The organism is Streptomyces sp. NPDC021020 (genome assembly GCF_044333285.1).
GTDB lineage: Bacteria > Actinomycetota > Actinomycetes > Streptomycetales > Streptomycetaceae > Actinacidiphila.
On the sequence record NZ_JBIRQQ010000002.1, the window covers coordinates 262418 to 287675 of the forward strand.

Consider the following 25258-nt stretch of genomic DNA (forward strand, 5'->3'; position numbering starts at 1 on the left):
GTCAGGCCCGGTCCTGCAGTTCGTACCAGCGGGCGACGGAATCCTTGTAGCCCTGCGGCATGACCAGGCCGGGGACTTCGTGGCGGTGGAACAGCCCTGCTTCCCTGTGCTCGTGGCTGACGACCGGCGGTCGCCGGGCATCCGTTGCGGTACAGCCGTAGGTGACGATGAACACCTGGCGGCCGGGGATCGGCTCGTACAGCCACACGTCGAGCAGCTGTCCCGCGCTTGCCGTCCAGCCGCTCTCCTCGCGGATCTCGGTCTCGACCCGCTGCTCGGGGGTCTCCGATCCCTCCAGCTTCCCGCCGGGCAGCTCCCACTCCGCCCGTTCGTTCTTCAGTAGAAGCACCCGGCCCTGCGGGTCGAGGACAACGCCCTTGATCGAGATCGGGAAGGTCGCAGGCACGTAAGGCTGTTCAGACTGTCCGGTCATCTCTTCTTCCGCGGTGCACGGGGCGGGCACGGGCCCGTCGAACGTAGCCCTGGACGCCGCCCGGCGGGTACTCGAAACGTCTCCGCTCGACCCGAGCTCGCCCGGAGGCGATCCTCTCGACCGCCGAATGTGAACAGCACCGGCCGGATCCGGGCCGGAGGGCCCGTAACGTACCGGGCATGACGAACGAGAACCTTCCCGCCGCCCCCGGGGCGCTTCAGCAGCGGCTCAGGGCGGCGCTGCCCGCCGCCATGCGGGCCCGGGACAAGGCGACGCTGGCTCTGCTTCGCTCCACCCTCGCGGCGATCGAGAACGCCGAGGCCGTTGAGCTGCCCGACGCGCCGGGCGTCAGCCTGGCGATCGAGCAGACGCCCGTGGGCGCAGGAGCGGCCGAGGTGGCGCGGCGGGAGCTGACCGACGCGGACGTCGAGCGGATCGTCCGGGCGGAACTGGCCGAGCGCGAGGCCGCGGCCGAGGCGTACGACCGGGCGGGGCAGCCCGCCCAGGCCGAGCAGTTGCGCGCCGGGGTCGCGGTCGTCTCCGGGTACCTGTCCGAGCCCGGCGGCCGCTGAACGCCCGACAGGGACCGGCTGTCAGACCTGCCTGGGATGCTCCGGGCATGGAGATGACAGTGCAGCTGACGATCGACTGCTCCGACCCGCAGCGGATGGTGGCCTTCTGGGCGGAGGCCCTGGGCTATGTGCCCGAGCCCCCGCCGGACGGGCACGCCACGTGGCGTGCCTACTGGGAATCGGTGGGGGTGCCCCCCGAGGAACTGCCGCCCGGGGCCGGGGACGTGCCGGAGTCGATCATCGACCCCGCCGGACACGGCCCGAGGGTGTGGTTCCAGCACGTCCCGGAGCAGAAGGCCGGCAAGAACCGGTGGCACCTCGACCTCAAGGTCGGCGGCGGCCGTGACGTCCCGCTCGACGTCCGCACGCAGCGCGTCAAGGCCACGGTGGAACGGCTCGTTGCCGCCGGTGCCACCGTCCTCAGCATCAAGGACGAACCGGACACCGGCTTCTACGCCACCGCCCTGCAGGATCCTGAGGGCAACGAATTCGACGTCGTCTGAGGGCCGTCGCGACTGCGGGAGGGGGACCGCGCGGGGACATTGGCTGGTGACGCTGGTCCGCCTACGACACGGAGTGACCCACGACGCGCGAGCCCGCTGGTTCGGGGTGGACCGCTCGACCGTCACCCACCCAGCGGTCGGTGAGATCCGTCAGGGCATCAAGTCGTCCGGGCGGCTCGGCCGTGTCGAGGGCCAGAACGACTCAGCGTGAGGTGACTCCGACGCTGCTGACCCAGACGCTGAAGGGCACGAATTCCGGCCCGGCCTCGCTCTGCTCGGAATCGTTCCGCACGTCGTCCAGCTCGGACCAGGCGACGAAACCCGGTTCGCTGTCGGCCAGGAACCCCTCAACGATCGGTCCGAGATCCGCGGATGGGACAAAGGCACCGCTGAACGGCAACGCATCCGGAGACACGGAGGCGGTCGAGCACCGAAGCAGACCGGCCTGCATGTCGTGCCACACGTAGAACGTCGCCACCCCGGAAAAGCCGAGCGCCTGAACACGTCCCCGGATAGCAGAAGCTGTGCGCTCGAAGGCAGCCACCACTTCCGAGACGGACAACGACCGCCTGTCTTCATCCTCCGAACTCAGCGACCAGGTGTTGGTCTCACACTCCACCCGCCGGTCACTCGGCTCCAGAACCAGGGGCTCGTCCGCCACCTCAGCGATCCACGTCAACAGCACCACAGCAGTATCCCTGCCGCGGCGGTATCTGGACCCGCCGTCCGAGCGGCGTCGGGGCCCAGGCTGCGTGGGGCATTCCAGGCGGGAACCGGCGGGGCGCCTCAGGGGGCGGGTTTCTGCCAGGTCAGCGAATACCGGCGGAGCACGTGGTGGCGGTAGCGCAGGCCGGGCAGCAGTCGGCGGGCGGCGGCTCGCACCTCTCCGTAGCTCATCCGCGGGCCGGCGACCGGCATACCCTGCGGGCCGCCGGCGCGGCGCAGCACCTTCGTGATCCGCACGATCGGGGCGGCTGCGATCAGCGCCGCCCACTCCGTCACGCTCTCCTCGCGTGCGAGGCCCACCACTACCAGCGTGCCGCCGGGGCGCAGCACCTCACGCATGCGGACGAGCGCGGGCTCGAAGTCCATGTGATGGATCGCGGTCACCGAGCAGACGAAGTCGTACGCTTCGTGGGGGAGTTCGGCGGTGAGGAAATCGGCCTCGACGAACGTGAGCCGCGGGTCGCCCGAAGCGGCCTCGCGGGCGCGGGCGATCATGTCCCGTGACGTGTCGATCCCGGTGACCCGCCTCGCCCGCCCGGCGAGCTTCCGCGCCAGCAGCCCGTCCCCGCATCCGACGTCCAGGGCATCGCCGCACCCTTCCGGAACAGCCCGGAGGATGCCCGCGTGCCGTGCGACGTTCGTGTTCCAGTACGGTTCCGCGTCGGGCCGGGGCATCGGACCATCGTAGAGAGCACCCCCACCGGCGGGACAGCCGCCGACGACACCTGGGAGGGGGTCGGTGCGGGGTGCCCCCGCAGGAATGCGCTTCCCCGTACCTCACCGCCTACGTATGAGGTCGAACGCGCATTCCGAGGAGGTGCCCCGTGGCGGCCCCCGACCCCACCCCGCACGGGCCGCGCGATGCCCCGCCGGGTGACACCGGGGGCGCGAGGAACTGCGCGAGCAACCACCCACTCGCAGAAGGTCGCGCGACGAACCGCAACAAGCCATCCCGGAGCGTCACGGCCAGACGATGAAGCGCTCCCCAACCACCCGCCGGGGCTCCGCCCCCGCCTCCGCGAGCGCCGCCCGGATCTCCCGCAGGTGAGCGACCGTCATCTCCAGCGGAGGCTCCTCCGGCTGGTACGTCGTACGGATCGGGTAGTCCACGCCCGGCTCGCGGGTCATCTCGATGTGGCACCCCAGCACATGCGTGACCGGTCGCTGTCCGGCGAACTCGATCAGCCGGTCGATCGTCCGGACGAACGCGGGCCAGTCCTGGACGTACAGCCGCCCCGGATACACCGTGTCGCCGGTGAGCAGGAAGCCGGTCCACGGGTCGTAGTACGTGACCGCCGCCTCGTGGTGCCCCGGCGTGGCCAGGCACTCCAGCACGCGGCCGCCCAGATCGACCCGCGCCACGGCCGCCGGGTCCTGGTCGAACCCGAAGTACCCCCAGGCCGTGGGGAGGTCGGCCCCGACCACCCGCGTGCCGGGGCGCCCGGCGAACTGGCCGTCACCCGCGACATGGTCGCCGTGCGCGTGGGTGTGCAGCACCAGCAGCTCGTAGCCGTCGCGCGGATGCCGGGCGAGCCATCCGTCGACGAGCCGGTCGACCACCTCGCGCAGCGGGAAGAACTCGGCGGACGCCGTCGCCCCGGTGTCGATCAGGACCGCCCGCGCGTTGCCGAACAGCAGGAAGAGGAACGGCGCTTCGTAGTGGACCGCCTTGTTCTGCCGCAGGACGACCGTGTGCTCGTCGTACTCGTGGACCTGGATGTCCGGGTCGGTGTTGTGCTTGGCCGACGGTGAGCCGTGGATCCAGCGGACGTCCAGCGCGCCCGCCCGTGGTGTCGGGTCGGCGAAGTCGACGGGATGCGTGCTTGCGGCCATGGTTCCTCCTGAGCATGTCGTCCTGACGGGCGCGGCCCCCGCGTCAGGAGCCCCCGGACGCGCCCCGGCGCGCAGCCAACCGCTCCATGAGCGCCGCGCTCCGCGCGAGCAGCGCCCGTTCCTCCTCCGTCAGCTCGGACTCGATCGCGAGCGCCAGCCACCCCGCCCGGCGGCCGCGCTCGGCCTCCAGCGCGGCGCGCCCCGCGGGAGACAGCTCCACGAGCGACTTGCGGCCGTCCGTGGGGTGGGCGCGGCGCGTCACGAGGTCCTGGTCGAGGAGGAGGCCCACCGCGCGGGCCATCGACTGGGGCCGCACGCGCTGGTCGGCCGCGAGGTCGCTCGTGGTCATCGCGCCGTCCCGGTCGAGGGCGCCGAGCACGGCGATCTGGCCGAGCGGGATGACGTCCTCGCCCTTCACCCGCCGGGTGAGCTTGCCCATCGCGGTACGCAGTTCGGCCGCGACGGTGGCGGCATCCGGGGTCGGCATAGGGCACTTTAACCCGTAACGCAACTGTACAGCCGCTCTGTGCAGCCATGCTGTACAGCAGAACTGAACAGCGACACTGCGCAGCAATGCTGTAGAGTTCGACGTGTCGGGCCGCGCGCCAGCGCCGTCGCAGCCGGGCCCGGCAGGCGACGAAGGGAAGGACCTCCCATGCCCGCATCGACCACCATCAGCAGCCTCACCGCCCGCGCCGTCCTCGACAGTCGCGGCAACCCGACCGTCGAGGTCGACGTCGTCCTCGCCGACGGCTCCCTCGGCCGCGCCGCCGTCCCCTCCGGCGCCTCCACCGGCGCCCGCGAGGCGGTCGAACTGCGCGACGGCGACCCGGAGCGCTGGCACGGCAAGGGCGTGGACCGGGCCGTGGCCCATGTGAAGGGCGAGATCGCCGACGCCGTGACCGGGCGCGACGCCCGCGACCAGGCGGGCCTGGACGCCGCGCTCGTCGCGCTCGACGGCACGCCCGCGAAGGCGCGGCTCGGCGCCAACGCCCTGCTCGGCGTCTCGCTCGCGGCGGCCAAGGCCGCCGCGGCCTCGCACCGGCAGCCGCTCTACCGCTACATCGGCGGCGCCGACGCCCGCGTCCTGCCCGTGCCGATGATGAACATCGTCAACGGCGGCGCCCACGCCGACAATCCGCTCGACTTCCAGGAGTTCATGATCTACCCGCTCGGCGCGCCCACCTTCGCCGAGGCCGTCCGGATGGGCTCCGAGGTCTTCCACACCCTGCGCCGCGACCTGCTGGCCGCGGGCCACTCCACCGGCGTCGGCGACGAGGGCGGCTTCGCGCCCGCGCTGCGCACGGCCGAGGAGGCGCTCGACTTCGTCATGGCCGCGATCGAGCGGACCGGATACCGGCCGGGCACGGACATCGGCCTGGTCATGGACCCGGCGTCGTCGGAGTTCTACCGGGACGGCGTGTACGCGTACACGGGCGAGGGCGTGCGGCGGACGACCGCCGAGCAGGTCGACTACCTCGCCGGGCTCATCGACGCCTACCCGGTCGTCTCCGTCGAGGACCCGATGGCCGAGGACGACCACGACGGCTGGCGCGAGCTGACCGCCCGGGTCGGCGCCCGCTGCCAGCTCACCGGTGACGACGTCTTCTGCACCGACGAGGCGCTGGTGCGCGAGGGCATCCGCACCGGGGTGGGCAACGCCGTCCTGGTCAAGGTCAACCAGATCGGCACCCTGACCGAGGCACTCGGCACGGTGGCGGCTGCCCGCCGCGCCGGATGGAACGTGGTGATGTCCCACCGCTCCGGCGAGACGGAGGACACGACGATCGCGGACCTCGCCGTCGCCACGGGCTGCGGCCAGATCAAGACCGGCTCGCTGTCCCGCTCCGACCGTACGGCCAAGTACAACCAGCTCATCCGGATCGAGGAGGAGCTGGGCGAGTCCGCGCGGTACGGACACCCGGCGGCGTAGCGCGGACGGTGATGTCCCGGACGCGTCCGCCCGCCTGCCGCCCTTTCACGCCGGGGCGGCCGCGGCCAGCCGCCCGGCGATCTCCTCCGCGGTCAGCACCAGGGCGAAGCCCTTGCGCAGGACGGCGAGTTCTGGCTCCTGCCGGGACTCGTCGTCGGTGGCCGTGACATCGGATCCGAAGACGACCTGGTAGCCGCGTTCGTATGCCTGCCGGGCAGTGGCGCCGCAGCAGTAGTTGGTGAGCGTGCCCGTGACGATCACCGTGTCGCGGCCGAGGTTGCGCAGCATGGTGCCGAGCGGCGTGTCGCAGAACGCGCCGTAGGAGGGCTTGCGGATCAGGGCCTCGTCGGGGCGGCGGCCCAGCGGGGCCCACACGTCGGACGGGCCCGGCCTGCGCCAGTCGGTGTCGGCGTGCGGGAGGAACCGCAGGGAGTGCGGGCGGTCCAGGCCGAGATGGGTGTCGTCGAAGACGGTCCAGACCACCGGGACGGACGCGGAGCGGCAGACGTCGACGAGCCGGCCCAGCCGGGGTGCCATCCGGGTGGCGGCGGGCACCCAGTAGGGGCTCCAGCCGGGCCGGACGAACTCGTCCTGCATGTCGACGACCAGCAGCGCCGTGCGCTCGGGTCGGATGTCGAACGACGCCCGGCCGTGCTCGTAGGCGTCGCGCGCCCGCTCGGTGACCCATTCCTCGGTGTACGTCATTTCCGCTCCCTCCGTCATTCCGCACCCTCCGTCGTTCGTTTCATGCCTCGGATCGAGGTACCTCGTTTCGATGTGCGAGAGTAGCAGCATGCTCGAACTCGCGATCCTCGGATTCCTGGCCGAAGGCCCCCTGCACGGCTACCAACTGCGCCGCCGGATCGCGCGTCTGGCGGGCCACGTGCGGCCGGTCAGCGACGGCAGCCTGTACCCGGCGATCAGCCGGCTGGTCGCCGCGGGCCTGCTCGACCGGCGGGCCGAACCGGGCGCCTCGGCCGCCCAGCGGCACACCCTGAGCCTGACCGGCGACGGCCGCCGCGAGCTGACGCGCAGGCTGCGCGACGCCGACGGCCTCGACATCAGCGACAGCACCCGGTTCTTCACCGTCCTGGCCTTCCTCTCCCAGCTGCCCGACACCGCCGACCAGCACGCGGTTCTGCGCCGGCGGCTGGACTTCCTGGAGCAGCCCGCGAGCTTCTTCCACGAGGGCGACCGCCCGCTGCGCGCCGAGGACACCGCGGACCCCTACCGGCGCGGCATGCTCACCGTCGCCCGCGCCACCAGCCACGCCGAAAGGACCTGGCTCCGCGAGGTGCTGGCCTGACCGACACCCGCGGCGGCCACCCCGTCGCGCCGCCGGACACCGCACTTGACCCTCACGCGGCGTCATGCCGCATCGTCGGGGGCGTGGAAGAACACCTGACCGTGGGGCGCGTGGCAGGGCTGACCGGAGTCAGCGTGCGCACGCTGCACCACTACGACGAGATCGGCCTCGTGCGGCCGTCCGCGCGGACCGCCGCGGGCTACCGGGCCTACGCGGCGGCGGACGTGGAGCGGCTGCGCGAGGTGCTGGGGTACCGGCGGCTCGGCTTCGGGCTGCGGGAGATCGCCGACCTCGTCGACGACCCGGGCACCGACGCCGTCGCGCATCTGCACCGGCTGCGCGGGCTGCTGCTGGAGCAGCGCGACCGCGCCGCCGCCACGGTCAGGGCCATCGACCGGGAAATGGAGGCACGGGCCATGGGGATCAAGACCACACCGGAGCAGCAACTGAGGGCCTTCGGGGTGCAGTTGTACGAGGAGATCGGGTCCGGCTACCCGGCGACGCGGCGTACCGAGCCGCGTATCGCCGCGCAGATCTGGGCGGCGCTCGGGGACGCAAAGACGGTGCTGAACGTCGGGGCGGGCACGGGCTCCTACGAGCCGGCCGACCGCGAGGTCACGGCTGTGGAGCCGTCCGCCGTCATGCGGGCGCAGCGGCCCGCGGGCGCGGCGCCCTGCGTGGCCGCGTCCGCCGAGAACCTGCCCTTCGAGGACGGGGCCTTCGACGCGGCGATGGCGGTGAGCACCGTCCACCACTGGCAGGACGCCGTCGCCGGGCTGCGCGAGATGCGGCGGGTCGCCCGCCGGGTGGTGGTGCTCACGTACGACGCGAGCAGCCCCGGCTGGCACGACCGCTTCTGGCTCTCCCGCGACTACCTGCCGGAATTCGCCGACATCCTCGACGCCTGGCCGTCCTTCGCCGAGCTGAGCGCCGCGGTCGACGGCCACGCCGAGCCCGTCCTCATCCCCTGGGACTGCGCGGACGGCTTCTTCGAGGCCTACTGGCGCCGCCCCGAGGCCTATCTGGAGGAGCACGTGCGCCGCGCCGTCTCGGTCTGGGCCCGGGTCGGCCCCGAGGCCGAACACCGCGCGGTCGACGCCCTGCGCGCCGACCTCACCTCCGGCCGCTGGGCCGAGCGCAACCGCGACCTCGCCACGCTGGAGGCGGCGGAGCTGGGACTGCGGCTGCTCGTGGCGTAGGCCCGGTCCCTCCCCGCCGCGGGCCCGGTCGAGCCCGGCCGCGGTGACCCCCTGCCGCGCGCGTACCCGCCGAGCCCGCCGCGCCCGCACCCGGCGCCTGCACAAAAGCCGCAACCGGCCCCGGTACGGAAGGCGTCCGCGCTAGTGTCGCCGTGCCGGACCGGCGGCGCCGGAGGGGGTGCGGTGGACGAGGTGAGGGCGGGGGACGGCGGCGTGGCCGTAGGCGGCGACGCGCGGATGAGCGCCACGAGCGGCCTGGCCGCGGGCAGCGTCAAGGGCGACGTGCACATCCACCAGGCCCCGGCCGCGGAGAAGCCCGGCCCGGTCGTCGCCCTGCCCCCTGCCCCGCCCGTCTTCGTCGGCCGCGAGACCGAGGGCGACCACATCCTCGACGTCCTGCGGCCGGACGAGGGCGGGACCGCTTCGGTGGTCGTCGGCGCGGTCGCCGGGCTCGGCGGCATCGGGAAGACCGCCCTCGCCCTGCACGCCGCGCACCACGCCGTCGGACGGGGGTGGTTCACCGACGCCGTCTTCGTCGACCTGCGCGGCTACGACCCCGACCCGCTCACCGCCCACCAGGCCCTCGACGTCCTGCTGCGCACCCTGCGGGTCCCCGCCGACGACATCCCCTCCGCGCCGGACGAGCGCGCCGCGCGGCTCGGCTCCGTCCTCAGCTCCCTCGCGCTGGAGGGGCGGCGGGTGCTGATCGTCGCCGACAACGCGTCCTCTTCCGAACAGATCCGCCCGCTGCTTCCGGCCGGGGACCGGCACCGGCTGCTGGTGACCTCCCGGCACACCCACCCCGACCTCGGCGCCCGCCTCCTCGACCTGGACATCCTCAGTCCCGAGGCGGGCGCCGACCTCATCCGGGCCACCCTGGAGGCCGCCCGCCCCGGTGACACCCGCACCCACGACGCGCCCGCGGCCGTCCTGGAGCTGGCCGCCTGGTGCGGCGGGCTGCCGCTGGCGCTGCGGATCAACGCGGCTGCCCTCGTACTGGAGCCGGAGCAGGGCGTCCCCGAGCTGCTGGGCGAGCTGCGCGCCCACCGCTCCCGTATCGACGCGGTCGACGCGTACAGCGACCTGACCGGCACGCAGCGCGCCCTGCGCGCGACCTTCGACCTCTCCCACCAGCACCTCCCGCCGGGCCACCGGCAGTTGCTCCACCTGCTGGCGATCGCCCCCGGCCCGGACATCGGCCTGCCCGCGGCCACGGCGCTGGCCGGGCAGCCGGAGCCCGAGGTCCGCGCGGTCCTGCGGGCACTGACCCGCGCCCACCTCTTGACCCACCGCGCGGGCCAGGCGGGCAGCCGCTGGTCGATGCACGACCTGACGCGGGACCACAACGCGTCTGCCGTACCGGGTGGGCAGGGGGCCGACGACGTGGCGCTCACCCGGCTGCTGAGCCATTACATGGGGCAGGCCAGGGCAGCGGACAAGCACCCGCGCGCCGCGCTTGGCGAGCCGGTCCTCACCGGCTTCCCTGACCGTGGTGTGGCCCTCGCGTGGTTCGACATGGAGCTGGACAACTTCCTGGCATTGGTCCGCAGCTACCCACCCGCCGCTGCGGTCGTCTCCGCCAGCCTGAGCGTCTACCTCGGCGAACGACGTCGCTACGACGAGGCCCTTGAACTGCACACCAGGGCCGTCGAGGTCTTCCGGGAGATTGGTGACCAGCGCAGATACGCCTCGGCGCAATACGACATCGGCAACGCCTTGCAGGGGCTGGGGCGTTTCGACGAGGCGCTGGCCACCCATCTGGAGACAGCTGAGGTCTTTCGGGAGATCGGCGACCGGCGAGGGGAAGCCAGGGCGCTGTGCGCCAGCGGCAACCCTTTGCTACGGGTGGGGCGTTTCGGTGAGGCGCTGGTCGCCTACGAGGAGGCCGTCGAGGTCTTCCGGGAAACTGGCGATCGGCACGGCGAGGGCTCGGCCCTGGGTGCCCGCGGCAACGCCTTGCAAGGGTTGGGGCGTTTCGGTGAGGCGCTGGTCGCCTACGAGGAGGCCGTGAAGATCTTCCGGGAAATCGGCGACCGGATCGGCGAGGGCACGACGCTGACGAATATCGCCGCCGCCCTGCGGGAACTGAACCGCCCCCACGAGGCGATCGAGGCCTATAGCGAGGGCCTTGTGATCCACCGCGAGAGAGGCGACCGGCACGGCGAAGGTATCGCTCTGCTGGGTCTGGGCATGGTGCTATGCGCCATAGGGCGTTTTGACGAGGCCCTTGTCGCTGAGGCGCAGGCCGCCGAGAACTTCCGCGCGACCCGCGACGCGGAGCGAATGGAGCGGACCTTCGACGCCTTGGCGGAAGCCCGCGAGGCGGCCGCGCAGCAGTAACCGGGTGACGGCTCCCGGAGGCTCCGCTGCCCGGCGCTGCAGCCCACAGCGGTGAGTATGTCGCCGAGGGCCGCGCCCCCACCACCCTGGCGCGCCTCCGGGGTCTCACGGCTCCTGCCGTCCCGCGGCGGCCCGCACCGCCTCGCAGGCGTGACCCCCCGCGGGCCGGCCGCCTCCGGTGCGCGGTGGCGGCCCCGCGGCAGCGTGTCCTCTTCCGGCAGGTGTCCGCTGCCTGCCGCGTGCGAATCCGCTGGAGTGCCGGACGGACTGCAATGCTCGCCGTACCGCCCGGCTGACGGGTGATTTGTCCGGTCCTGCCCTCGGAGGGAACACCTTGGCGATACCCGTGCACCGTTCACGGCCCCGGCTCAGACCGCTGCTCGCGGGGGCCGCGGTCGCCGCGCTGGCCGTACTGGGCGTGCAGCTCCCGGCGCAGCCGGCCACCGCCGCTCCCCAAGCGCAGGCGCAGGCCGCCGCGGCGAAGAGCGCGAAGAAGCCCGCCTCGCACCCGTCGCACCGGGTGTGCTCCCGCTCCACCCGTCCGGGGCAGGCCGCCTGCTCCGCGGTGGAGCGCGACGACGTCGAGCAGTCCAGGGCGCAACTGGCCGCCGAGCCGGACGCCACCCCGTCGGGCTTCGGGCCCGCCGACCTGCAAGCGGCCTACAACCTGCCGTCGTCGACGGAGGGCGCCGGCCGGACCGTCGCCATCGTCGACGCCTACGACGACCCGCAGGCGGAAGCCGAACTCGCCGTCTACCGGGAGACCTACGGGCTGCCCGCGTGCACGACCGCCAACGGCTGCTTCCGCAAGACCGACCAGCGCGGCGGCACCGACTACCCCAAGGCCGACTCCGGTTGGGCCGGTGAGATCGCGCTCGACGTCCAGATGGTCGGCGCGGTGTGCCCCAACTGCAAGATCCTGCTGGTCGAGGCGGACAGCGCCGGCAACGACGACCTCGGGACGGCCGTCAACCAGGCGGTCGCCCTGGGGGCCGGATTCGTCTCCAACAGCTACGGCGGCCCCGAGGACGGGTCCGACCCGCAGGCCGACACGATGTTCTACGACCACCCCGGCGTGGTGATCACCGCCAGCTCCGGCGACGACGGCTACGGCGTCAGCTACCCGGCGGCCTCCCCGCACGTCACGGCGGTCGGCGGCACCTCGCTGGTACGCGACGGCTCGGCGCGCGGCTGGACGGAGTCGGCGTGGAGCGGCGCGGGCAGCGGCTGCTCGGCGTTCGAGCCCAAGCCGTCGCAGCAGGCGGACACCGGCTGCGCACGCCGCACGGTCGCGGACGTCTCCGCGGTGGCCGACCCGAACACCGGCGTCGCGGTCTACTCCGCGGGCGCCTGGCACGTCTTCGGCGGCACGAGCGTCGCCTCGCCCGTCATCGCCTCGGTGTACGCGCTGGCCGGCGACGCGCCGAGCGGCTCGTACCCGATGACCTTCCCGTACGCGCGGCAGAGCGCCCTCAACGACGTGACCTCGGGCACCAACGGCACCTGCGGCGGCAGTTACCTCTGCACCGGCGTCGAGGGCTACGACGGGCCGACCGGCCTCGGCACGCCCGACGGCGTCGCGGCCTTCGCCTCGGGCCCCTTCGCGACCGTCAAGGGCACGGTCACCGACGGCGCCACCGGCTCGCCGCTGCCCGGCGCCCTGGTCACCGCCGGGGACGCGCACGCCACCACACGGGACGACGGCACGTACGCGTTCACCGTCGACCCGGGCACGTACGACGTCACCGTCGCCAAGTTCGGCTACGCCTCCCGCACCTTCGCGGGCGTCACCCTCTCCGGGGGCCAGACGCTCACCGAGGACGCCGAACTCGCCGCCAAGGCACGGGTGAACGTCACCGGCACCGTCAAGGACGCCGCCGGGCACGGCTGGCCGCTGTACGCCACCGTGCAGGTCGAGGGCGAGCCGACCAGCGCCGTGCACACCGACCCGGCGACGGGCCGCTACACCCTGAGCGTGCCGGTGGACGGCAGCTACACCGTGCAGACCAGCGCCGCCGCGACGGGATACGTGCCGCACGAGGACACCCTCGCGGTCGCCGACGCCGCCACGAAGCTGAACGTCGGCATGCAGGTCGACGACGTGTGCGCGGCGCCCGGCTACGCCTCCCACACCACCGGCGACGCCCAGGACTTCAGCTCCGCCGCCGGGGCCGTCCCGCCCGCCGGGTGGACGGTCGAGGACGCGGCGGGGACCGGCCAGACCTGGCGCTTCGACAGCACCCGCGGCAACTCGACCGGCGGCAAGGGCCTCCTGGCGACGGTCGACAGCAAGGCCTACGGGAGCGGCGGCAAGCAGGACACCTCGCTGGTGAGCCCGCCGCTGGACCTGAGCGGCCAGCCCAACCCGTACGTCACCTTCGCCACCTGGTACGAGGGCGCCCCGACCAGCACCGCCGACGTCGACGTGAGCCTCGACGGCGGCGCCACCTGGACCACCGCCGGGCACTGGGCCAACTCCGCCAACCGCGGCCACACCCAGCGCTACGACCTGCCGCAGGCTGCCGGGCACTCCGGTGTCCTCGTCCGCTTCCGCTACACCGGCGCCAACTCGCAGTTCTGGGAGGTCGACGACATCTTCGTCGGCGGGCAGCACTGCGACGTCGTGCCCGGCGGCCTGGTCCTCGGCCAGGTCACCGACGCCAACACCGGTGACGGCGTCGCCGGGGCCACCGTGACGTCGGCCGACAGCCCGGCCGAGTCCGCCACCACGGCGGCCACCCCGGACGACCCCGCCCTCGGCGACGGTTTCTACACCTTCTTCTCCACCCTCACCGGCACGCACCCGCTGACGGTGACCGCCGCCCACTACACGACGGCCACCACCTCCGCCGCGATCGCCGCGGACAAGGCGAACGAGGCCGACACCGCCCTCAAGGCCGGCCGGCTCACCGTCAGCCCGGCGTCCGTGGCCAAGACCGTGAAGTGGCAGGGCACCGCCTCGGCGACCGTCACGGTCAAGAACACCGGCACCGCCGACGCCACCGTCCGCCTCGACGAGAACGACAACGGCTTCACGCTGCAGGCCCGTGCCCCCGGCGCCGCCCTCCAGGAGGTCAAGGGCCACTACCCGGCCGGTTTCGTCGCCCCGGCGCGCGCCGCCGCCGCGTCCCCGGCCGCCGCGGCACCCGCCGCCGCGCCCTGGACGACGCTCGCCGACCTCCCGGCCGCGGTGATGGACAACGCCGCCGCCACCGGACCCGACGGCCGGGTCTACTCCGTGGGCGGGCTCAGCAGCACACAGGCGATCCTGTCCGGCGGCTACGTCTACGACCCGCAGGCCACCACGTGGACCGCGCTCCCCGACAGCGGGGTGCGCCGCGAGGCGCCGCAGGCGGCCTTCCTGCACGGCAGGCTGTACGTCACCGGCGGCTGGAACGACGACGGCGGCACGGTGACCGCCACCCAGGCCTACGACCCCGCGACCGGCACCTGGACCGCCGTCGCGAGCGCGCCCGCCGCGTTCGCCGGCGCCGGTTCCGCGGTCGTCGACGGCAAGTGGTACATCGTCGGCGGCTGCGCCGACGCCTGCGGGCACACCACGGTCCTGGTCTACGACCCGGTGGCCGACACATGGAGCACCGCCGCCCCCTACCCCAACTCCACCGCGTGGCTGGGCTGCGGCGCCGTCGGCACCGCGCTCTACTGCGGCGGCGGCTACGACGGCACCACCGCCTCCGCCCGCGCCTTCACCTACGACCCGGCCACCGGCAAGTGGACCCGGCTGCCCGACATGCCCTACGACCTGTGGGGCATGGGCGCGACCGGCGCCAACGGCGAGCTGCTGCTGTCCGGCGGCGTGACCGACCACGCCACCACCCTCACCAACAAGGGCGTCGCCTTTGAACCTCTGAGCGGTACGTGGACGGCCCTGCCCAACTCCAACGCCACCGTCTACCGCGCGGGCAGCGCCTGCGGCTTCTACAAGGTGGGCGGCTCGGCCGGCAGCTACAGCGCGTCCGGCGGCGTCGAGACGCTCCCCGGCTACGGCGACTGCGGCACCAGCGGGAACGTGTCCTGGCTGACCGCCGACCCGACCTCGATCACGCTCGCCCCGGGGAAGTCCGTCAAGGTCGCGGTGACCGTCGACGCCTCGGGCGCCGCGATCAGCCAGCCCGGCACGTACGCCGCCGTGCTGGCGGTCAGGAACGACACCCCCTACACGGTCGCGCCCGTCGGCGTGGCGATGACCGTCCAGCCGCCGAAGACGTGGGGCGAGATCACCGGAACGGTCACCGGCGCGGCCTGCACCGCCGGCGCCGCACCGCTCGCGGCCGCGACCGTGCAGATCGACGGCTGGGCCGAGAGCTTCACGCTCAAGACCGACGGCAACGGCCACTACGCGCTCTGGCTGGACGCCCGGAACAACCCGCTCATGGTCACCGCGGCCAAGGACGGCTGGGCGCCGCACCCGGTGAGCAGCAAGGTCAGGAAGGGAGCCGTCACCACGCTGGACTTCGCCCTGCGCCCCGACCACGCCTGCACCTGACCGCCACCTGACCGCTGCCCGCCGCCCCGGCCGTTCCCGGCCGGGGCGGCGGGCCCGGCGGTCGCGCTACAGCCAGCCGCGCTGCGCCGCCCGCACCCCCGCCTGGAAGCGCCCGGTGCTGCCCAGCCGGTCCTGGAGCACCCGCACCCGGCGCCGCAGGGTGCGCACGCTCACCCCGTAGTGGCGGGCGATCGACTCGTCGGTCATCCCCGCGCCCAGCAGCTCCACCAGCTCCTGCTCCTCGGCGGCCAGCCCGCCGTCCACCAGCAGCGCCGGATCGGGGAAGCGGCCCCTGCCGCGGATCGGGGCGCCCTGCTTCCACAGCGCCTCGAAGAGCGCCTGCAAGGCGTCCACCATCGCCGATCCGCGCACCACCAGGGCCCGGTGGCCGTGCGCGGTCTCGCCCGCGGTGAGCGGCAGCAGTGCGGCCCGCCCGTCGATCAGCAGCAGTTTCAGCGGCGCGTCGGAGAGCACCCGCGCCTCCTCGCCCGCCGCGGTCATCGACGCGAGGTGGGCGACGCGGGCCGGGTCGTCGAGCACCTCCACCGCGTACAGCGAGCGGAAGCGGACCCCGCGGGCCAGCGCCCGCGCCTCGGCCGCCGACATCGGCGCCTGCTCGCCCACGTACGGCGGCGCGTCGATGCCGCACAGCTCCCGGTCCGCGGTGCCGATCAGCTCCTCGACGCGGTGCGTGACAGCTTCGCCGCCCTCCACCACCTCCAGGATGCCCTGCGGCGTGCGGTGCACCCGGCCGCGCTCGTACTCCGCACCGAGCAGCCCGCCCAGCGCCTCCGCGGCGGCGGCGAAGAGCGCGGCGCCCTCCTGCCGGTGCCGCACCAGCGAGCGCAGCGCCTCCCGCGGGTCGGCCGGCTCCAGCCTGCCGGGCCGCCCGGCGCCGCGCCGCAGCAGGCCCTGGCGCAGCAGCTGCTCGGCGGCCCTGCGCACCCTGGCCGCCGACACACCCAGCGCCGCCGCCCAGCCGGTGGCCCCGGCGTCCGGGTCGCGCAGCGCCGCCAGGTACACCTCGCGGGTGAGCGGGGCAATGCCGAGGGTGTCCCAGTCGGGCGCGGGGGAGGGCGGCCCGGTGTCGGGGCCGGTCGACGAGGTCATCCGTCGTGCTCCTTGCGGCCGTGCCGAAGCCGCGGGCGGCACGGGAGGTGAGGGTGCATCAGGTGCGTCCAGTCCTGGGCGGGGCGGGGTGCCGCTGTCCGCCCCGCCGCATGTGCGCAGGTGGGGCGGTCGGCGTCCGACGAGAATGCCCGCGGCGGCACCCCGCGGAGAATCCCTCCGGATGGCGAGACCGCGCCGTGACGGCAAATCGCCACCCGGGGTGCCTTCCGGCGGGCAGGGGTCTGTGCCGGGGGCGCGGGGCCATGCAGGAGACTGAGCGCCATGCCGTCCGACCCACCGGTGCCGACGCCCGCCCCGTCCTCGCTGTCCGACCTGCTCACGCGGCTTCAGGACGACCTGCGCCGGGCGGAGTCGACGGTGTCGGACCTGCTGGACGCCCGCGACCGGCAGCAGGGCACGGCCGCCCCCGGGCTCGTCAGCTACATCGACGGCCGGGAGGAGCAGGGGCGCCGGCTGCTGGAGCTGGAGTACGGGGCGCGGACGTCGATCCTGCTGTGCCAGTCGGGCGCCAACACGGTCGCGCCCGTCCCGACGACGATCGGCGCAGCGGCGCCCGCGCCGCCGGAATACCTGGCGCAGGAGAACCCGCGCAGCGTCCTGGCCGGGGTCGCCTACCGCGTCCTGGTCGACCGGGATTTCCTCGTCGAACCGGCGGCCGTGCAGGCGCTGGACGGCCGGCTCGCGGAAGGCCACGATGTGCGGGTCGTGGACCACGCGCTGACCAAACTCGCCGTGGTCGACGGCAAAGTGGCGGTGGTCCAGGTCAGCCCCGAGCGGTCCATGGTGCTCAGGCCGCCGCTGGTGGCCCTGGTCACCGAGCTGTTCGAGGCGCACTGGCTGCGCTCGCGCCCGTACCTGCGGGCAGCGGGCGACCTGGACCCGAACGACCTCCGGATCCTCCAGCTCATGCTCTCCGGGCTCACCGACTCGGCGATGGCCAACCAGCTCGGCACCTCCCCGCGCACCGTGCAGCGCCGCATCCGCGCCCTGATGGACGCGGCGGCCGTCACCTCGCGCGTCCAGCTCGGCTGGTACGCCATCCGCAACAACTGGGTGTGAGGCGGTGCCCGGGGCCCGGGGGGCGGGCGGCCCGCCCCTACTCCACCCGCGCCTACTCCACCCGCTCCAGCGCCTCCCGCCCCACCGCGTGCAGCAGCGGCTCGCCGCTCACGTAGCGGGCGATCTCCGCCACCGTGCTGTCGCCGAGGGCCTGGCGGCCCTCGACCGTGGCCGCCGCCTGGTGCGGGGTCAGCAGCGTGTTGGGGAGGGTGCGGAAGGGGTGGTCCGGGGGGAGGGGTTCGGCGTCGAAGACGTCGAGTGCCGCGTCGAGACGGCCGGTGCGCAGCTCGGCGAGCAGGGCGGACTCGTCGACCAGCCAGGAGCGGGCGGTGTTCACCAGGCCCGCTCCGTCCGGCATCAGGGCCAGCTCGCGGGCCGCCAGCAGGTGGTGGGTCTCGGGCAGCGCCGGGGCGTGGACGGCGACGACGCGGCTGGTGGCGAGCAGGTTGTCGAGGCCGGTGGCGCGCACCCCGAGGGCGCGGGCCTCGTCCGGGGGAAGGTACGGGTCGTACACGCTCACCTCGGCGCCCAGCGCGCGGGCCAGCGCGATGTACGCGCGGCCCGTACGGGAGGCGCCGACGACGCCGACCGGGCAGCCGGCGATCCCGTGGCGCTCGGGCGCGGCCGAGGCCTCCTCCCAGGGCAGGCCCGCGCGCAGGGCGTGGTCGAAGCGGTGGACGCGGTGCAGCAGCGCCAGGGTGAAGGCCAGCGCGACCTCCGCGACGGGGGGCGCCATCGCCGCCCCGGCCTGCGTGACGCGCACCCCGCGGTCGAGGACGGCGCCGGTCACGTACGGGCTGACGGCCCCTCCGGTGTGGGCCACCAGCCGCAGCCGCGGCGCCCGTTCGAGCAGCGCGGCGTCCAGCCGGGCAGTGCCCCACGCGGTGACGAGGATCTCGGCGTCGCCGAGCGCGGCGGCCAGCGCGCCGGGGTCGGAGTGCCGCTCGACCACGACGGCGTCGGTGAGCAGCTCCAGCCGCCGCCACGCGGCGGGCGTGAAGAACTGCTCGCGCAGCCGCGCGGGCACCGCGACGACCGCGCGCGGGGCCTCAGCGGAGCCAGTCATCGCGGTGCTCCGCCACGAAGGCGTCGTCGGTGAGCCACGGGTACGCGGCCGCGATCGACGCGATCTCCTCGGCCTGCCGCGGGGAGAGCCGCTCGTTCGGGTCCAGGCACCAGGTGCCCTCCAGCAGGCCCTGGCGGCGCAGCACCTCGTGGACGCCGGGGATGCAGCCGCGGAAGGCGTTGCGGACGTCGAAGACCGCGGCGTTGGCCTGGCTGAGCTGGGGCGCGCGGCGCAGCAGGTCGGTCATGAGGGCGTGGTCGCCCGCCCGCGCGGCCCGCACCTCCGCCAGCATCGCGACCGCGCCGCGGGTCCACACCGCCCACTGGCCGAGCAGCCCGCCGGCGAACCACTTCAGGTCCCCGCCGGGGGTGCGGTAGGGGGTGAGCAGGTCGCTGAGGATCGCGTCGTCGTTGCCGGTGTAGAGGGCGACCTCGGCGGCCCGGTCGCTCGCGCCGACCGCGGCGATGACCTCGGCGGTGCGGTAGCGGTCGAAGGGCGCGGTCTTGATCGCCACGACCGAGGGCAGTTCGGCGAAGGCGCGCCAGAAGGCGGGGGAGAGGTAGCGGCCGCCCACCGCGTCCTGGAGGTAGAAGCCGATGACGGGCAGTACCTCGCCGACCGCGCGGGCCCGCTCCAGCAGCCCGGCCTCGTCGGCGCCGGGCACGGCGGGGCTCAGCAGCACGGCGTCGTAGCCGAGTTCGGCGGCGAGGGTGGCCTCGGCGACGGCCTGCGCGGTGTAGCCGCAGGCGCCCGCGACCTTCACGACCGGGCGTCCGGCCTCCTTGTCGGCGGTCTCGGCGGCCAGCGCGAGGACGGGGCGGAGCAGGTCCACCCCGGCGTCCCGGATCGCGAACTGCGTGGTGTGCACGCCGACCGCGATGCCGCCGGCGCCGGAGGCGAGGTAGTAGCGGGTCAGCGCGCGCTGCCGCCGCTCGTCGAGGCGGCGCTCGGCGTCCAGCGCGAGGGGGTGGGCGGGGATGACCGTACCGGCGGCGAGCAGGGCCAGCGGGTCGGCGGCCGCTGCCGCGGCGGTGGGGGCGGCGGGTGTGGGGAGGGACACGGTGGGTCAGAACCTTCCGTCGCGGGTCTGGAATTTGGTCGGTCGGCCGGACAGCGGCAGCCCGCGGCGCAGCCACTCCGCCTGCCAGCCGACGAGGGTGCGCAAGGGCACCGGCGGGTAGCCGAACAGGGCGTGGCAGTGGCTCGCGTCGGACAGCAGCGCGGTGCCGGACTCGGTGCCGGTCGTCACCCCGCCCTGCGGCTCGGCGCCGAACTCCGCGGCGAACAGCCCGGCCAGCCGCCGGACCGACGCCGTCTCGGGCCCGGTGAGGTTGACGGTGAAGACGTCCTCGTGGGCGTGCAGCAGCGCGCGCAGCGCGACCTCGTTGGCGTAGCCCTGCCACACGACGTTGACGTGGCCGGTGGTCACGTCGACCGGCTCGCCCGCCTGCACGGTCGCGGCGATGTCGGCGAGCACGCCGTAGCGCAGGTCGACGGCGTAGTTCAGGCGCAGCAGCGCGACGCGGGTGTCGTGGACGGCGGCGTGGTAGCCGAAGACGCGCTCGCGGCCCAGGCACGACATGGCGTACTCGCCGACCGGGCCCACCGGGTCGGTCTCGGCGGAGCCGGCCGAGGCGGTGTCGACCAGCGGGTAGACGTTGCCGGTGGAGAAGGCGGCGATCCGCGCGTCCCGGTAGCGGCGGGCGATCCGGTCGGGCAGCGCGGCGTTGACGGCCCAGGCGTGCGCCGGGTTGCCCGCGGAGCCGAACTTGGCGCCGACCATGAAGACGACGTTGCCGGCCTCGGGCAGCGCCGCCGGGTCGCCGTCGAGCAGGTCGGCGGTGACCGGGCGGACCCCGTCGGCGGCGAGCGCCTCGGCGGCCGCGCGGTCCGACCAGCGGGACACCGCGTGCACGGCGAGGTCGGTGCGGCCCGCGGCGTCCAGCGCGCGGCGGGCGAGCCGGGCCAGGCTCGGGCCCATCTTGCCGCCGGCGCCGAGGATCACCAGGTCGCCGTCCAGCCGGGCGGCGTCGGCGACCAGCGCGGGCGAGGGCGTCGCGAGCAGGTCCTCCAACTGCCGCTCGCTGGAAGGGAAGTCGAGCGCGGGGTCGGGAAAGGGCAGCGGGGTGGTCGTACGGGTCATGTGCGGGGTCATCCTTTGACGGCCGAGCCGGTGACGCCCTCGGTGAAGTAGCGCTGGCCCGCGAGGTAGGCGGCGAAGATGGGGACGAAGGCGATCACCGATCCGGCGAGCACCTGGCTGAGCGGCACCTGCTGCTGCTGGAGCGAGGCGATACCGACGGTGAGGGTGCGCATGTCGCTGCTCTGGCCCATGATCAGCGGCCACAGGAAGTCGTTCCAGTGCCACAGGAAGACGAACGTGCCGAGCGTGGCGAGGATCGGCTTGAGCAGCGGCAGCACCAGGCTGACGAAGATCCGCAGCTCGCCGCAGCCGTCCAGCCGGGCCGCCTCGAACATCTCGTCGGGCAGGTCGCGGATGAACTGCCGCATGAGGAAGACCGCCTGGGCGTTGGCGAGGGTGGGGATGATCAGGCCCCAGTAGGTGTCCACGCCGCCGAGCTTCGCCATCATGATGAACGTCGGGATCATCGTGACGTGGTAGGGCACCATCACCATCGACAGGAACGACCAGAACATCGTCTCCCGCCCGCGGAAGCGCTTCTTGGCGAAGGCGTACCCGGCCAGCGACGCCAGGGCCAGCACGCCGACCACCGACACCACCGAGTAGACCAGCGTGTTGAGCAGCCAGCGCGGCACGTCCTGGGCGTCGAGCACGGCGCTGTAGGAGGAGCCGCTCAGATTCCACGGCAGCAGGCTGCCGGGCAGCTCCACGGCGGCGCCGGGCTTCAGCGACAGCACGATCATCGCGTAGAACGGGAAGACCGTCGCGAGCGAGGCCACGGTGAGCAGCACCGCCCGCACCGCGAGCCCCGTCCTGCCGGGCCGCAGCGCCCGGGGCACGATGTCCTGGATCTTCTCCCGGGCCATGGTCACTTCTCCTTTCCGAGCACCATGCGCTGCACGAGTGCCACGACGACGGTCATGACGAACAGCACGCAGCCGAGCGCGCTCGCGTAGCCGAGGTCGGAGTATTTGAAGCCCGCGTCGTAGAGCTGGTAGACGAGGCTGTAGCTGGCGTTGGCCGGGCCGCCGCCGGTCATCACGTAGACGGCGTCGAAGATCTGGAAGCTGTTGGTCGTCTCGATCACCGCGAGGAAGAAGAACGCCGGCTTCAGCTGCGGGGCCACGATGTAGCGGAAGCGCTGGAAGGGCCCGGCGCCGTCCATGAGCGCGGCCTCCTCCAGCTCGCGCGGCACGTCCTGGAGCCGCGCGAGCAGGATGAGCATGCCGTAGCCGCAGCGCGACCAGATGCCGACCAGGGCCAGGGCCGGCAGGACGAGCGCGGAGTCGGTGAGCCAGGACTGCTCGGGGAGCCCGAGCAGTCCCATCAGGCCCGACCAGGGGCCCTTGGTGGAGAAGATCCAGATGAAGACGGTGGACGCCAGGATCAGGCTGGTGACCACCGGCAGGAAGAAGATGGACCGGAAGAGCTTGGAGCCGCGGAACGCGCGCCGGGTGAGCAGCGCGAGGCCCAGCGACGCCGCGATCGTGAACGGCACGGCGATCACGCTGTAGACGACCGTCACCTTCATCGACGACCAGAACAGCGGGTCGTGCATCATCCGCTGGAAGTTGTCCAGGCCGGTGAAGTGGGTGCTGTCGCCGATCGTGTAGTCGGTGAAGCCGAGTACGAGCCCGGCCACTCCCGGCCCGAACCGGAAGGCCAGGAAGAGCAGGAAGCAGGGCAGCACGAACAGCAGCCCGACACGGGCCTCCCGGCGGGCGTGCGGCCCGCGCCGGACGGGCTCCGGCGTGCTGCGGGGGCGGGAACGGGATTCCGCGACTGCGGCCACGGGACCTCCTTCGGGAGTCGGGTGTCGGGACTGGGACGTCGGGGCTGGGGAGTCGGGAGTGCGGGGATGCCAGCGTGCGCCGGGGCTCAGCGCTTGCGGGCGATGATCTGGTCGGCGGCCTGCGCCGCGTCGTCGAGCGCCTTCTTCGGGTCGCTCTTGCCGAGCAGCGCGGCCTGGAGCTGCGGGGCGAGCACGCCCATCACGTCGCGCGAGGCCTTGTTGAGCGGGCCGACGTCGGTGCTCTCCAGCACCTTCTCGGTGGCCTCCTGGTGCTGGTCACCGGGGTAGAGCGGGGTCGCGTCGGTGCGCGGCGGGAAGTAGCCGCCGGGCTTCTGCAGCCCCGCGTCGTTCGCCGGCTGGGTGACGTACGAGATCCACTTGCCGGCCGCGTCCTTGTTGGCGCTCTTGAACATCGCCAGCGTGCCGACGGTGCCGTACGCGGCCGCGCTCTGACCGGTCAGCGCCGGGCCGACCACGATGTTGTCCTTGCCCCAGAACGGCTCGACCTCGGCGGCGGTGTTCTGCCAGGTGCAGGCGACCTTGTTCTTCGCCAGGTCCGTCTGCTCGATCTGCGGGGTGGTGGTGATCAGGTCCTTGGGCGTCCAGCCGTTGTCGACGAAGGTCTTGAGCCAGGTCAGCGCCTTGACGCCGGCGTCGCTGTTGAAGGCGGCCTTGGTGCCGTCGGGGGAGAAGACGTCACCGCCGGCCTGCCACAGCAGCGGGTAGAAGGTCATGTTGAGCGTCGCGGTGGTGTCGCCGCTGTAGCTGGTGGCGTAGAAGCCCTTGGCCTTGAGCTTGGGGGCGAGCGCGGCCAGCTGGTCCCAGGTGGTGGGGTAGGAGGTCTCGCCGATCGCGTCGAAGACCTTCTTGTCGCACAGCATCGGGTAGGTCGACATCAGTACGGGCGCCGCGTACGGCTTGCCGTCCACGGTCACGGCCTTGAGCGCGGAGGGGCGCAGCGCCGACTTGTCCTGCGCCGTCATCCACTCGTCGGCGGGTATCAGGTTGCGCTGGTAGGCGGGGAGCTGGTCGGGGATCAGGTACGCCACGTCCGGGCCCTTGCCGGCCGCGAGCGCGGTGGTCAGGGCGGTGTCGCGGTTGGCCCAGGGGTAGGTGGAGACCTTCACGGTGATGCCGGGGTTGGCCTTCTCGAAGCCCTTGACCAGGCCGTCCCAGTAGGCGTCGTTGGCCTTCGGGTCGTTGATCACCGGGTAGACCCAGGTGCTGACGGTCTTCTTCGAGGACGAGCCGGAGCCGCTGTCGGAGCCGCAACCGGCGAGGGCGGCGGTGGCGCACAGGGCGGCGGCGGTGGCGATGGCGGCGGTGGTGCGGCGTCTCACGGGGTGTCTCGCTTTCGGGTGAGGTGGTGCGGGTTTCGAGTCCTGGAGGGTGCGCTCACCGGGACGGCACGTTCTCGACGGTGCCGTGGTGCCGGGAGCGCTCGGCGGCGAAGGCCGCGAGGTGGCTGCCGAGGGAGTCGGCGGGGCCGGAGCGGATGTGGGAGCGGTCGCCGGTGGCGAGCGCGGTGACGAAGGCCTCGACGAGGGCGGCGTCGCCGCCGCCGTGGCCGTCCGCGGCGTTGGAGCCGAGGTCGCCGATGTCGCGGACCACCGTGGAGTCGTCCCGGAAGTCGTGGACGGTGACGCGCTCGCCGTCGCCGCGCAGCCAGCCGTGGCTGCCGAAGATCCGGGTCTGCCGGTGGGTCTGCTCGGTGAAGGCGGTCATGGTGAAGACGGCGGTGGGGCCGCCGGACAGCTTCATCGCGACGACCTGGTTGTCCACCACGTCGTTGTCGGAGGCGTAGACGCACCGCCCGTAGGGGCCGGTGCGCAGCGCCTCGGTGAGGACGTCCTCGTCGTCCGGGCCGGTGGCGGCCGAGGTGACGTGGTCGATGGGCCAGGCGCCGCCGGTGCGGCGCAGCGCCGGGTAGTAGAGCTTGGGGGCGGAGTAGGGGCAGCCCGGTTCGGCCGCGCAGGACAGGCAGTTGTCGCCGGCGTCCGCGGGGGCGTTCTCGGGCCGGAAGTGCTGGAGCGAGCCGAAGCTCGCGACCGTCTCGATCCGGCGGCCGGTGACGTACGCGATCCAGTCCAGGTCGTGGCAGGACTTGGCGAGGATCATCGGCGAGGACCGGTCCTCGCGGCGCCACGGCCCGCGGACGTAGGAGTGCGCGTAGTGCCACCAGCCGACCGGCTCCAGGTGGTCCAGGCCGGTGACCGTGCCGAGCACGCCGCTGTCCACGACGCTCTTGACCAGGTCGGTGTAGGGCGTGTAGCGCATGACGTGGCAGACGGCGAAGGGCACGCCCGTCGCCTCGACGCCCTCGACGATGGCCCGGCACTCGGCCTCGGTCGGGGCGAGCGGCTTCTCGGTCATGATCGCGTAGCCGGCCTCGGCGAGGGCGAGCACCGGCTCGGCGTGGTCGCGGTCCTGGGTGGCCACGATCACGCCGTCGGCCAGCGGTCCGCCGTTCGCCGCGGTGGCGGCGAGCAGCTCGCGCCAGCCGTCGTACCCGGTGGCGCCGGGGACGAGGGCGCGCGCCTCGGGCCGCGGGTCGGCGACGGCGGTGAGGCGGGCGCGTTCGGGGTGGTCGCGGATCCACGCGGCGTAGGTCAGCCCGCGGTTGCCGGCGCCCACGAGGGCGATCCGCACGGGCCGGTCCCCTGCGGCGCTGCTGCTCTGGTCGGTGGCCATGTCTCCCTCACGGTGGGCGGTGGG

Annotated in this window: 23 protein-coding genes; 9 read left to right on the forward strand and 14 right to left on the reverse strand. The window is 73.6% G+C overall.

Annotated features, from left to right (window positions below; all coding sequences use genetic code 11):
• Nucleotide 1: 1 nt before the first annotated feature.
• A complete protein-coding gene (locus ACH4SL_RS05540) occupies nucleotides 2–406 on the reverse strand; it encodes an NUDIX domain-containing protein (RefSeq protein WP_398442108.1) in 405 nt (134 codons plus the stop codon).
• Between the two features lie 206 nt (nucleotides 407–612).
• Here ACH4SL_RS05540 and ACH4SL_RS05545 point away from each other — a divergent pair, with 206 nt between their 5' ends.
• From ACH4SL_RS05545 to ACH4SL_RS05555, 3 genes are read left to right on the forward strand one after another with little or no spacing between them, the layout of a single operon-like run.
• Nucleotides 613–1005: a hypothetical protein gene (locus tag ACH4SL_RS05545; protein WP_398442109.1), complete on the forward strand. Its 393-nt coding sequence runs from the start codon at nucleotides 613–615 to the stop codon at nucleotides 1003–1005.
• Nucleotides 1006–1052: 47 nt separating this feature from the next.
• Complete coding sequence (locus ACH4SL_RS05550; protein WP_398442110.1) at nucleotides 1053–1508, forward strand: VOC family protein; 456 nt, start codon at nucleotides 1053–1055, stop codon at nucleotides 1506–1508.
• Nucleotides 1509–1554: 46 nt separating this feature from the next.
• Nucleotides 1555–1719: a transposase family protein gene (locus ACH4SL_RS05555; RefSeq protein WP_398442111.1), complete on the forward strand. Its 165-nt coding sequence runs from the start codon at nucleotides 1555–1557 to the stop codon at nucleotides 1717–1719.
• Here ACH4SL_RS05555 and ACH4SL_RS05560 read toward each other — a convergent pair.
• The 4 genes from ACH4SL_RS05560 to ACH4SL_RS05575 all read right to left on the reverse strand — a co-directional run bounded on the left by ACH4SL_RS05560 (nucleotide 1711) and on the right by ACH4SL_RS05575 (nucleotide 4554).
• On the reverse strand, nucleotides 1711–2196 hold the full coding sequence (locus ACH4SL_RS05560; RefSeq protein ID WP_398442112.1) for a hypothetical protein: 486 nt from the start codon (nucleotides 2194–2196) through the stop codon (nucleotides 1711–1713). The two genes, ACH4SL_RS05555 and ACH4SL_RS05560, sit on opposite strands and share 9 nt — an antisense overlap.
• A 98-nt stretch (nucleotides 2197–2294) precedes the next feature.
• The gene (locus tag ACH4SL_RS05565; RefSeq protein ID WP_398442113.1) at nucleotides 2295–2909 is read right to left on the reverse strand and encodes a class I SAM-dependent methyltransferase; all 615 of its coding nucleotides are present in this window, start codon (nucleotides 2907–2909) and stop codon (nucleotides 2295–2297) included.
• A 285-nt stretch (nucleotides 2910–3194) separates the two neighbouring features.
• Nucleotides 3195–4067, reverse strand: a complete 873-nt coding sequence (locus ACH4SL_RS05570; RefSeq protein WP_398442114.1) for an MBL fold metallo-hydrolase — start codon at nucleotides 4065–4067, stop codon at nucleotides 3195–3197.
• A gap of 43 nt (nucleotides 4068–4110) precedes the next feature.
• A complete protein-coding gene (locus ACH4SL_RS05575) occupies nucleotides 4111–4554 on the reverse strand; it encodes a MarR family winged helix-turn-helix transcriptional regulator (RefSeq protein ID WP_398442115.1) in 444 nt (147 codons plus the stop codon).
• 168 nt (nucleotides 4555–4722) lie between these two features.
• On the opposite strand from ACH4SL_RS05575, the gene eno reads away from it, so the two are divergent.
• Entirely contained in the window at nucleotides 4723–6000 is a 1278-nt protein-coding gene (gene eno, locus ACH4SL_RS05580) for a phosphopyruvate hydratase (protein ID WP_398442116.1), read from the forward strand.
• A 45-nt stretch (nucleotides 6001–6045) separates the two neighbouring features.
• Here eno and ACH4SL_RS05585 read toward each other — a convergent pair whose 3' ends face one another.
• Nucleotides 6046–6705, reverse strand: coding sequence for a cysteine hydrolase family protein (locus ACH4SL_RS05585; RefSeq protein ID WP_398442117.1), 660 nt, complete (start codon nucleotides 6703–6705; stop codon nucleotides 6046–6048).
• 70 nt (nucleotides 6706–6775) lie between these two features.
• Here ACH4SL_RS05585 and ACH4SL_RS05590 point away from each other — a divergent pair, with 70 nt between their 5' ends.
• From ACH4SL_RS05590 to ACH4SL_RS05605, 4 genes are all read left to right on the forward strand, one after another.
• Nucleotides 6776–7306, forward strand: coding sequence for a PadR family transcriptional regulator (locus ACH4SL_RS05590; protein WP_398442118.1), 531 nt, complete (start codon nucleotides 6776–6778; stop codon nucleotides 7304–7306).
• A gap of 110 nt (nucleotides 7307–7416) precedes the next feature.
• Nucleotides 7417–8505 (forward strand): methyltransferase domain-containing protein, encoded by a 1089-nt coding sequence (locus ACH4SL_RS05595; RefSeq protein WP_398442119.1) that lies wholly within the window; start codon nucleotides 7417–7419, stop codon nucleotides 8503–8505.
• Between the two features lie 183 nt (nucleotides 8506–8688).
• A complete protein-coding gene (locus tag ACH4SL_RS05600; RefSeq protein WP_398442120.1) occupies nucleotides 8689–10845 on the forward strand; it encodes a tetratricopeptide repeat protein in 2157 nt (718 codons plus the stop codon).
• 334 nt (nucleotides 10846–11179) lie between these two features.
• Complete coding sequence (locus ACH4SL_RS05605; RefSeq protein ID WP_398442121.1) at nucleotides 11180–15352, forward strand: carboxypeptidase regulatory-like domain-containing protein; 4173 nt, start codon at nucleotides 11180–11182, stop codon at nucleotides 15350–15352.
• 66 nt (nucleotides 15353–15418) lie between these two features.
• On the opposite strand, the gene ACH4SL_RS05610 is transcribed toward ACH4SL_RS05605, so the two are convergent.
• On the reverse strand, nucleotides 15419–16462 hold the full coding sequence (locus tag ACH4SL_RS05610) for a TrmB family transcriptional regulator (protein WP_398442122.1): 1044 nt from the start codon (nucleotides 16460–16462) through the stop codon (nucleotides 15419–15421).
• Nucleotides 16463–16744: 282 nt separating this feature from the next.
• On the opposite strand from ACH4SL_RS05610, the gene ACH4SL_RS05615 reads away from it, so the two are divergent.
• Nucleotides 16745–17542: a winged helix-turn-helix transcriptional regulator gene (locus tag ACH4SL_RS05615; RefSeq protein WP_398442123.1), complete on the forward strand. Its 798-nt coding sequence runs from the start codon at nucleotides 16745–16747 to the stop codon at nucleotides 17540–17542.
• 52 nt (nucleotides 17543–17594) lie between these two features.
• Here the strand turns inward: ACH4SL_RS05615 and ACH4SL_RS05620 are convergent, their stop codons facing one another.
• The 7 genes from ACH4SL_RS05620 to ACH4SL_RS05650 all read right to left on the reverse strand — a co-directional run bounded on the left by ACH4SL_RS05620 (nucleotide 17595) and on the right by ACH4SL_RS05650 (nucleotide 25234).
• Nucleotides 17595–18608 (reverse strand): hydroxyacid dehydrogenase, encoded by a 1014-nt coding sequence (locus ACH4SL_RS05620; RefSeq protein ID WP_398442124.1) that lies wholly within the window; start codon nucleotides 18606–18608, stop codon nucleotides 17595–17597.
• A complete protein-coding gene (locus tag ACH4SL_RS05625) occupies nucleotides 18592–19668 on the reverse strand; it encodes a dihydrodipicolinate synthase family protein (RefSeq protein WP_398442125.1) in 1077 nt (358 codons plus the stop codon). The genes ACH4SL_RS05620 and ACH4SL_RS05625 overlap by 17 nt, the downstream gene beginning before the upstream one ends.
• A 6-nt stretch (nucleotides 19669–19674) precedes the next feature.
• Nucleotides 19675–20751, reverse strand: coding sequence for an NAD-dependent epimerase/dehydratase family protein (locus ACH4SL_RS05630; protein WP_398442127.1), 1077 nt, complete (start codon nucleotides 20749–20751; stop codon nucleotides 19675–19677).
• A gap of 8 nt (nucleotides 20752–20759) precedes the next feature.
• Nucleotides 20760–21617: a carbohydrate ABC transporter permease gene (locus ACH4SL_RS05635; protein ID WP_398442128.1), complete on the reverse strand. Its 858-nt coding sequence runs from the start codon at nucleotides 21615–21617 to the stop codon at nucleotides 20760–20762.
• Nucleotides 21618–21619: 2 nt separating this feature from the next.
• Nucleotides 21620–22543, reverse strand: coding sequence for a carbohydrate ABC transporter permease (locus tag ACH4SL_RS05640; protein WP_398442129.1), 924 nt, complete (start codon nucleotides 22541–22543; stop codon nucleotides 21620–21622).
• A gap of 86 nt (nucleotides 22544–22629) precedes the next feature.
• The gene (locus ACH4SL_RS05645) at nucleotides 22630–23883 is read right to left on the reverse strand and encodes an extracellular solute-binding protein (RefSeq protein ID WP_398442130.1); all 1254 of its coding nucleotides are present in this window, start codon (nucleotides 23881–23883) and stop codon (nucleotides 22630–22632) included.
• 55 nt (nucleotides 23884–23938) lie between these two features.
• Complete coding sequence (locus ACH4SL_RS05650) at nucleotides 23939–25234, reverse strand: Gfo/Idh/MocA family protein (RefSeq protein ID WP_398442131.1); 1296 nt, start codon at nucleotides 25232–25234, stop codon at nucleotides 23939–23941.
• Nucleotides 25235–25258: the final 24 nt, after the last annotated feature.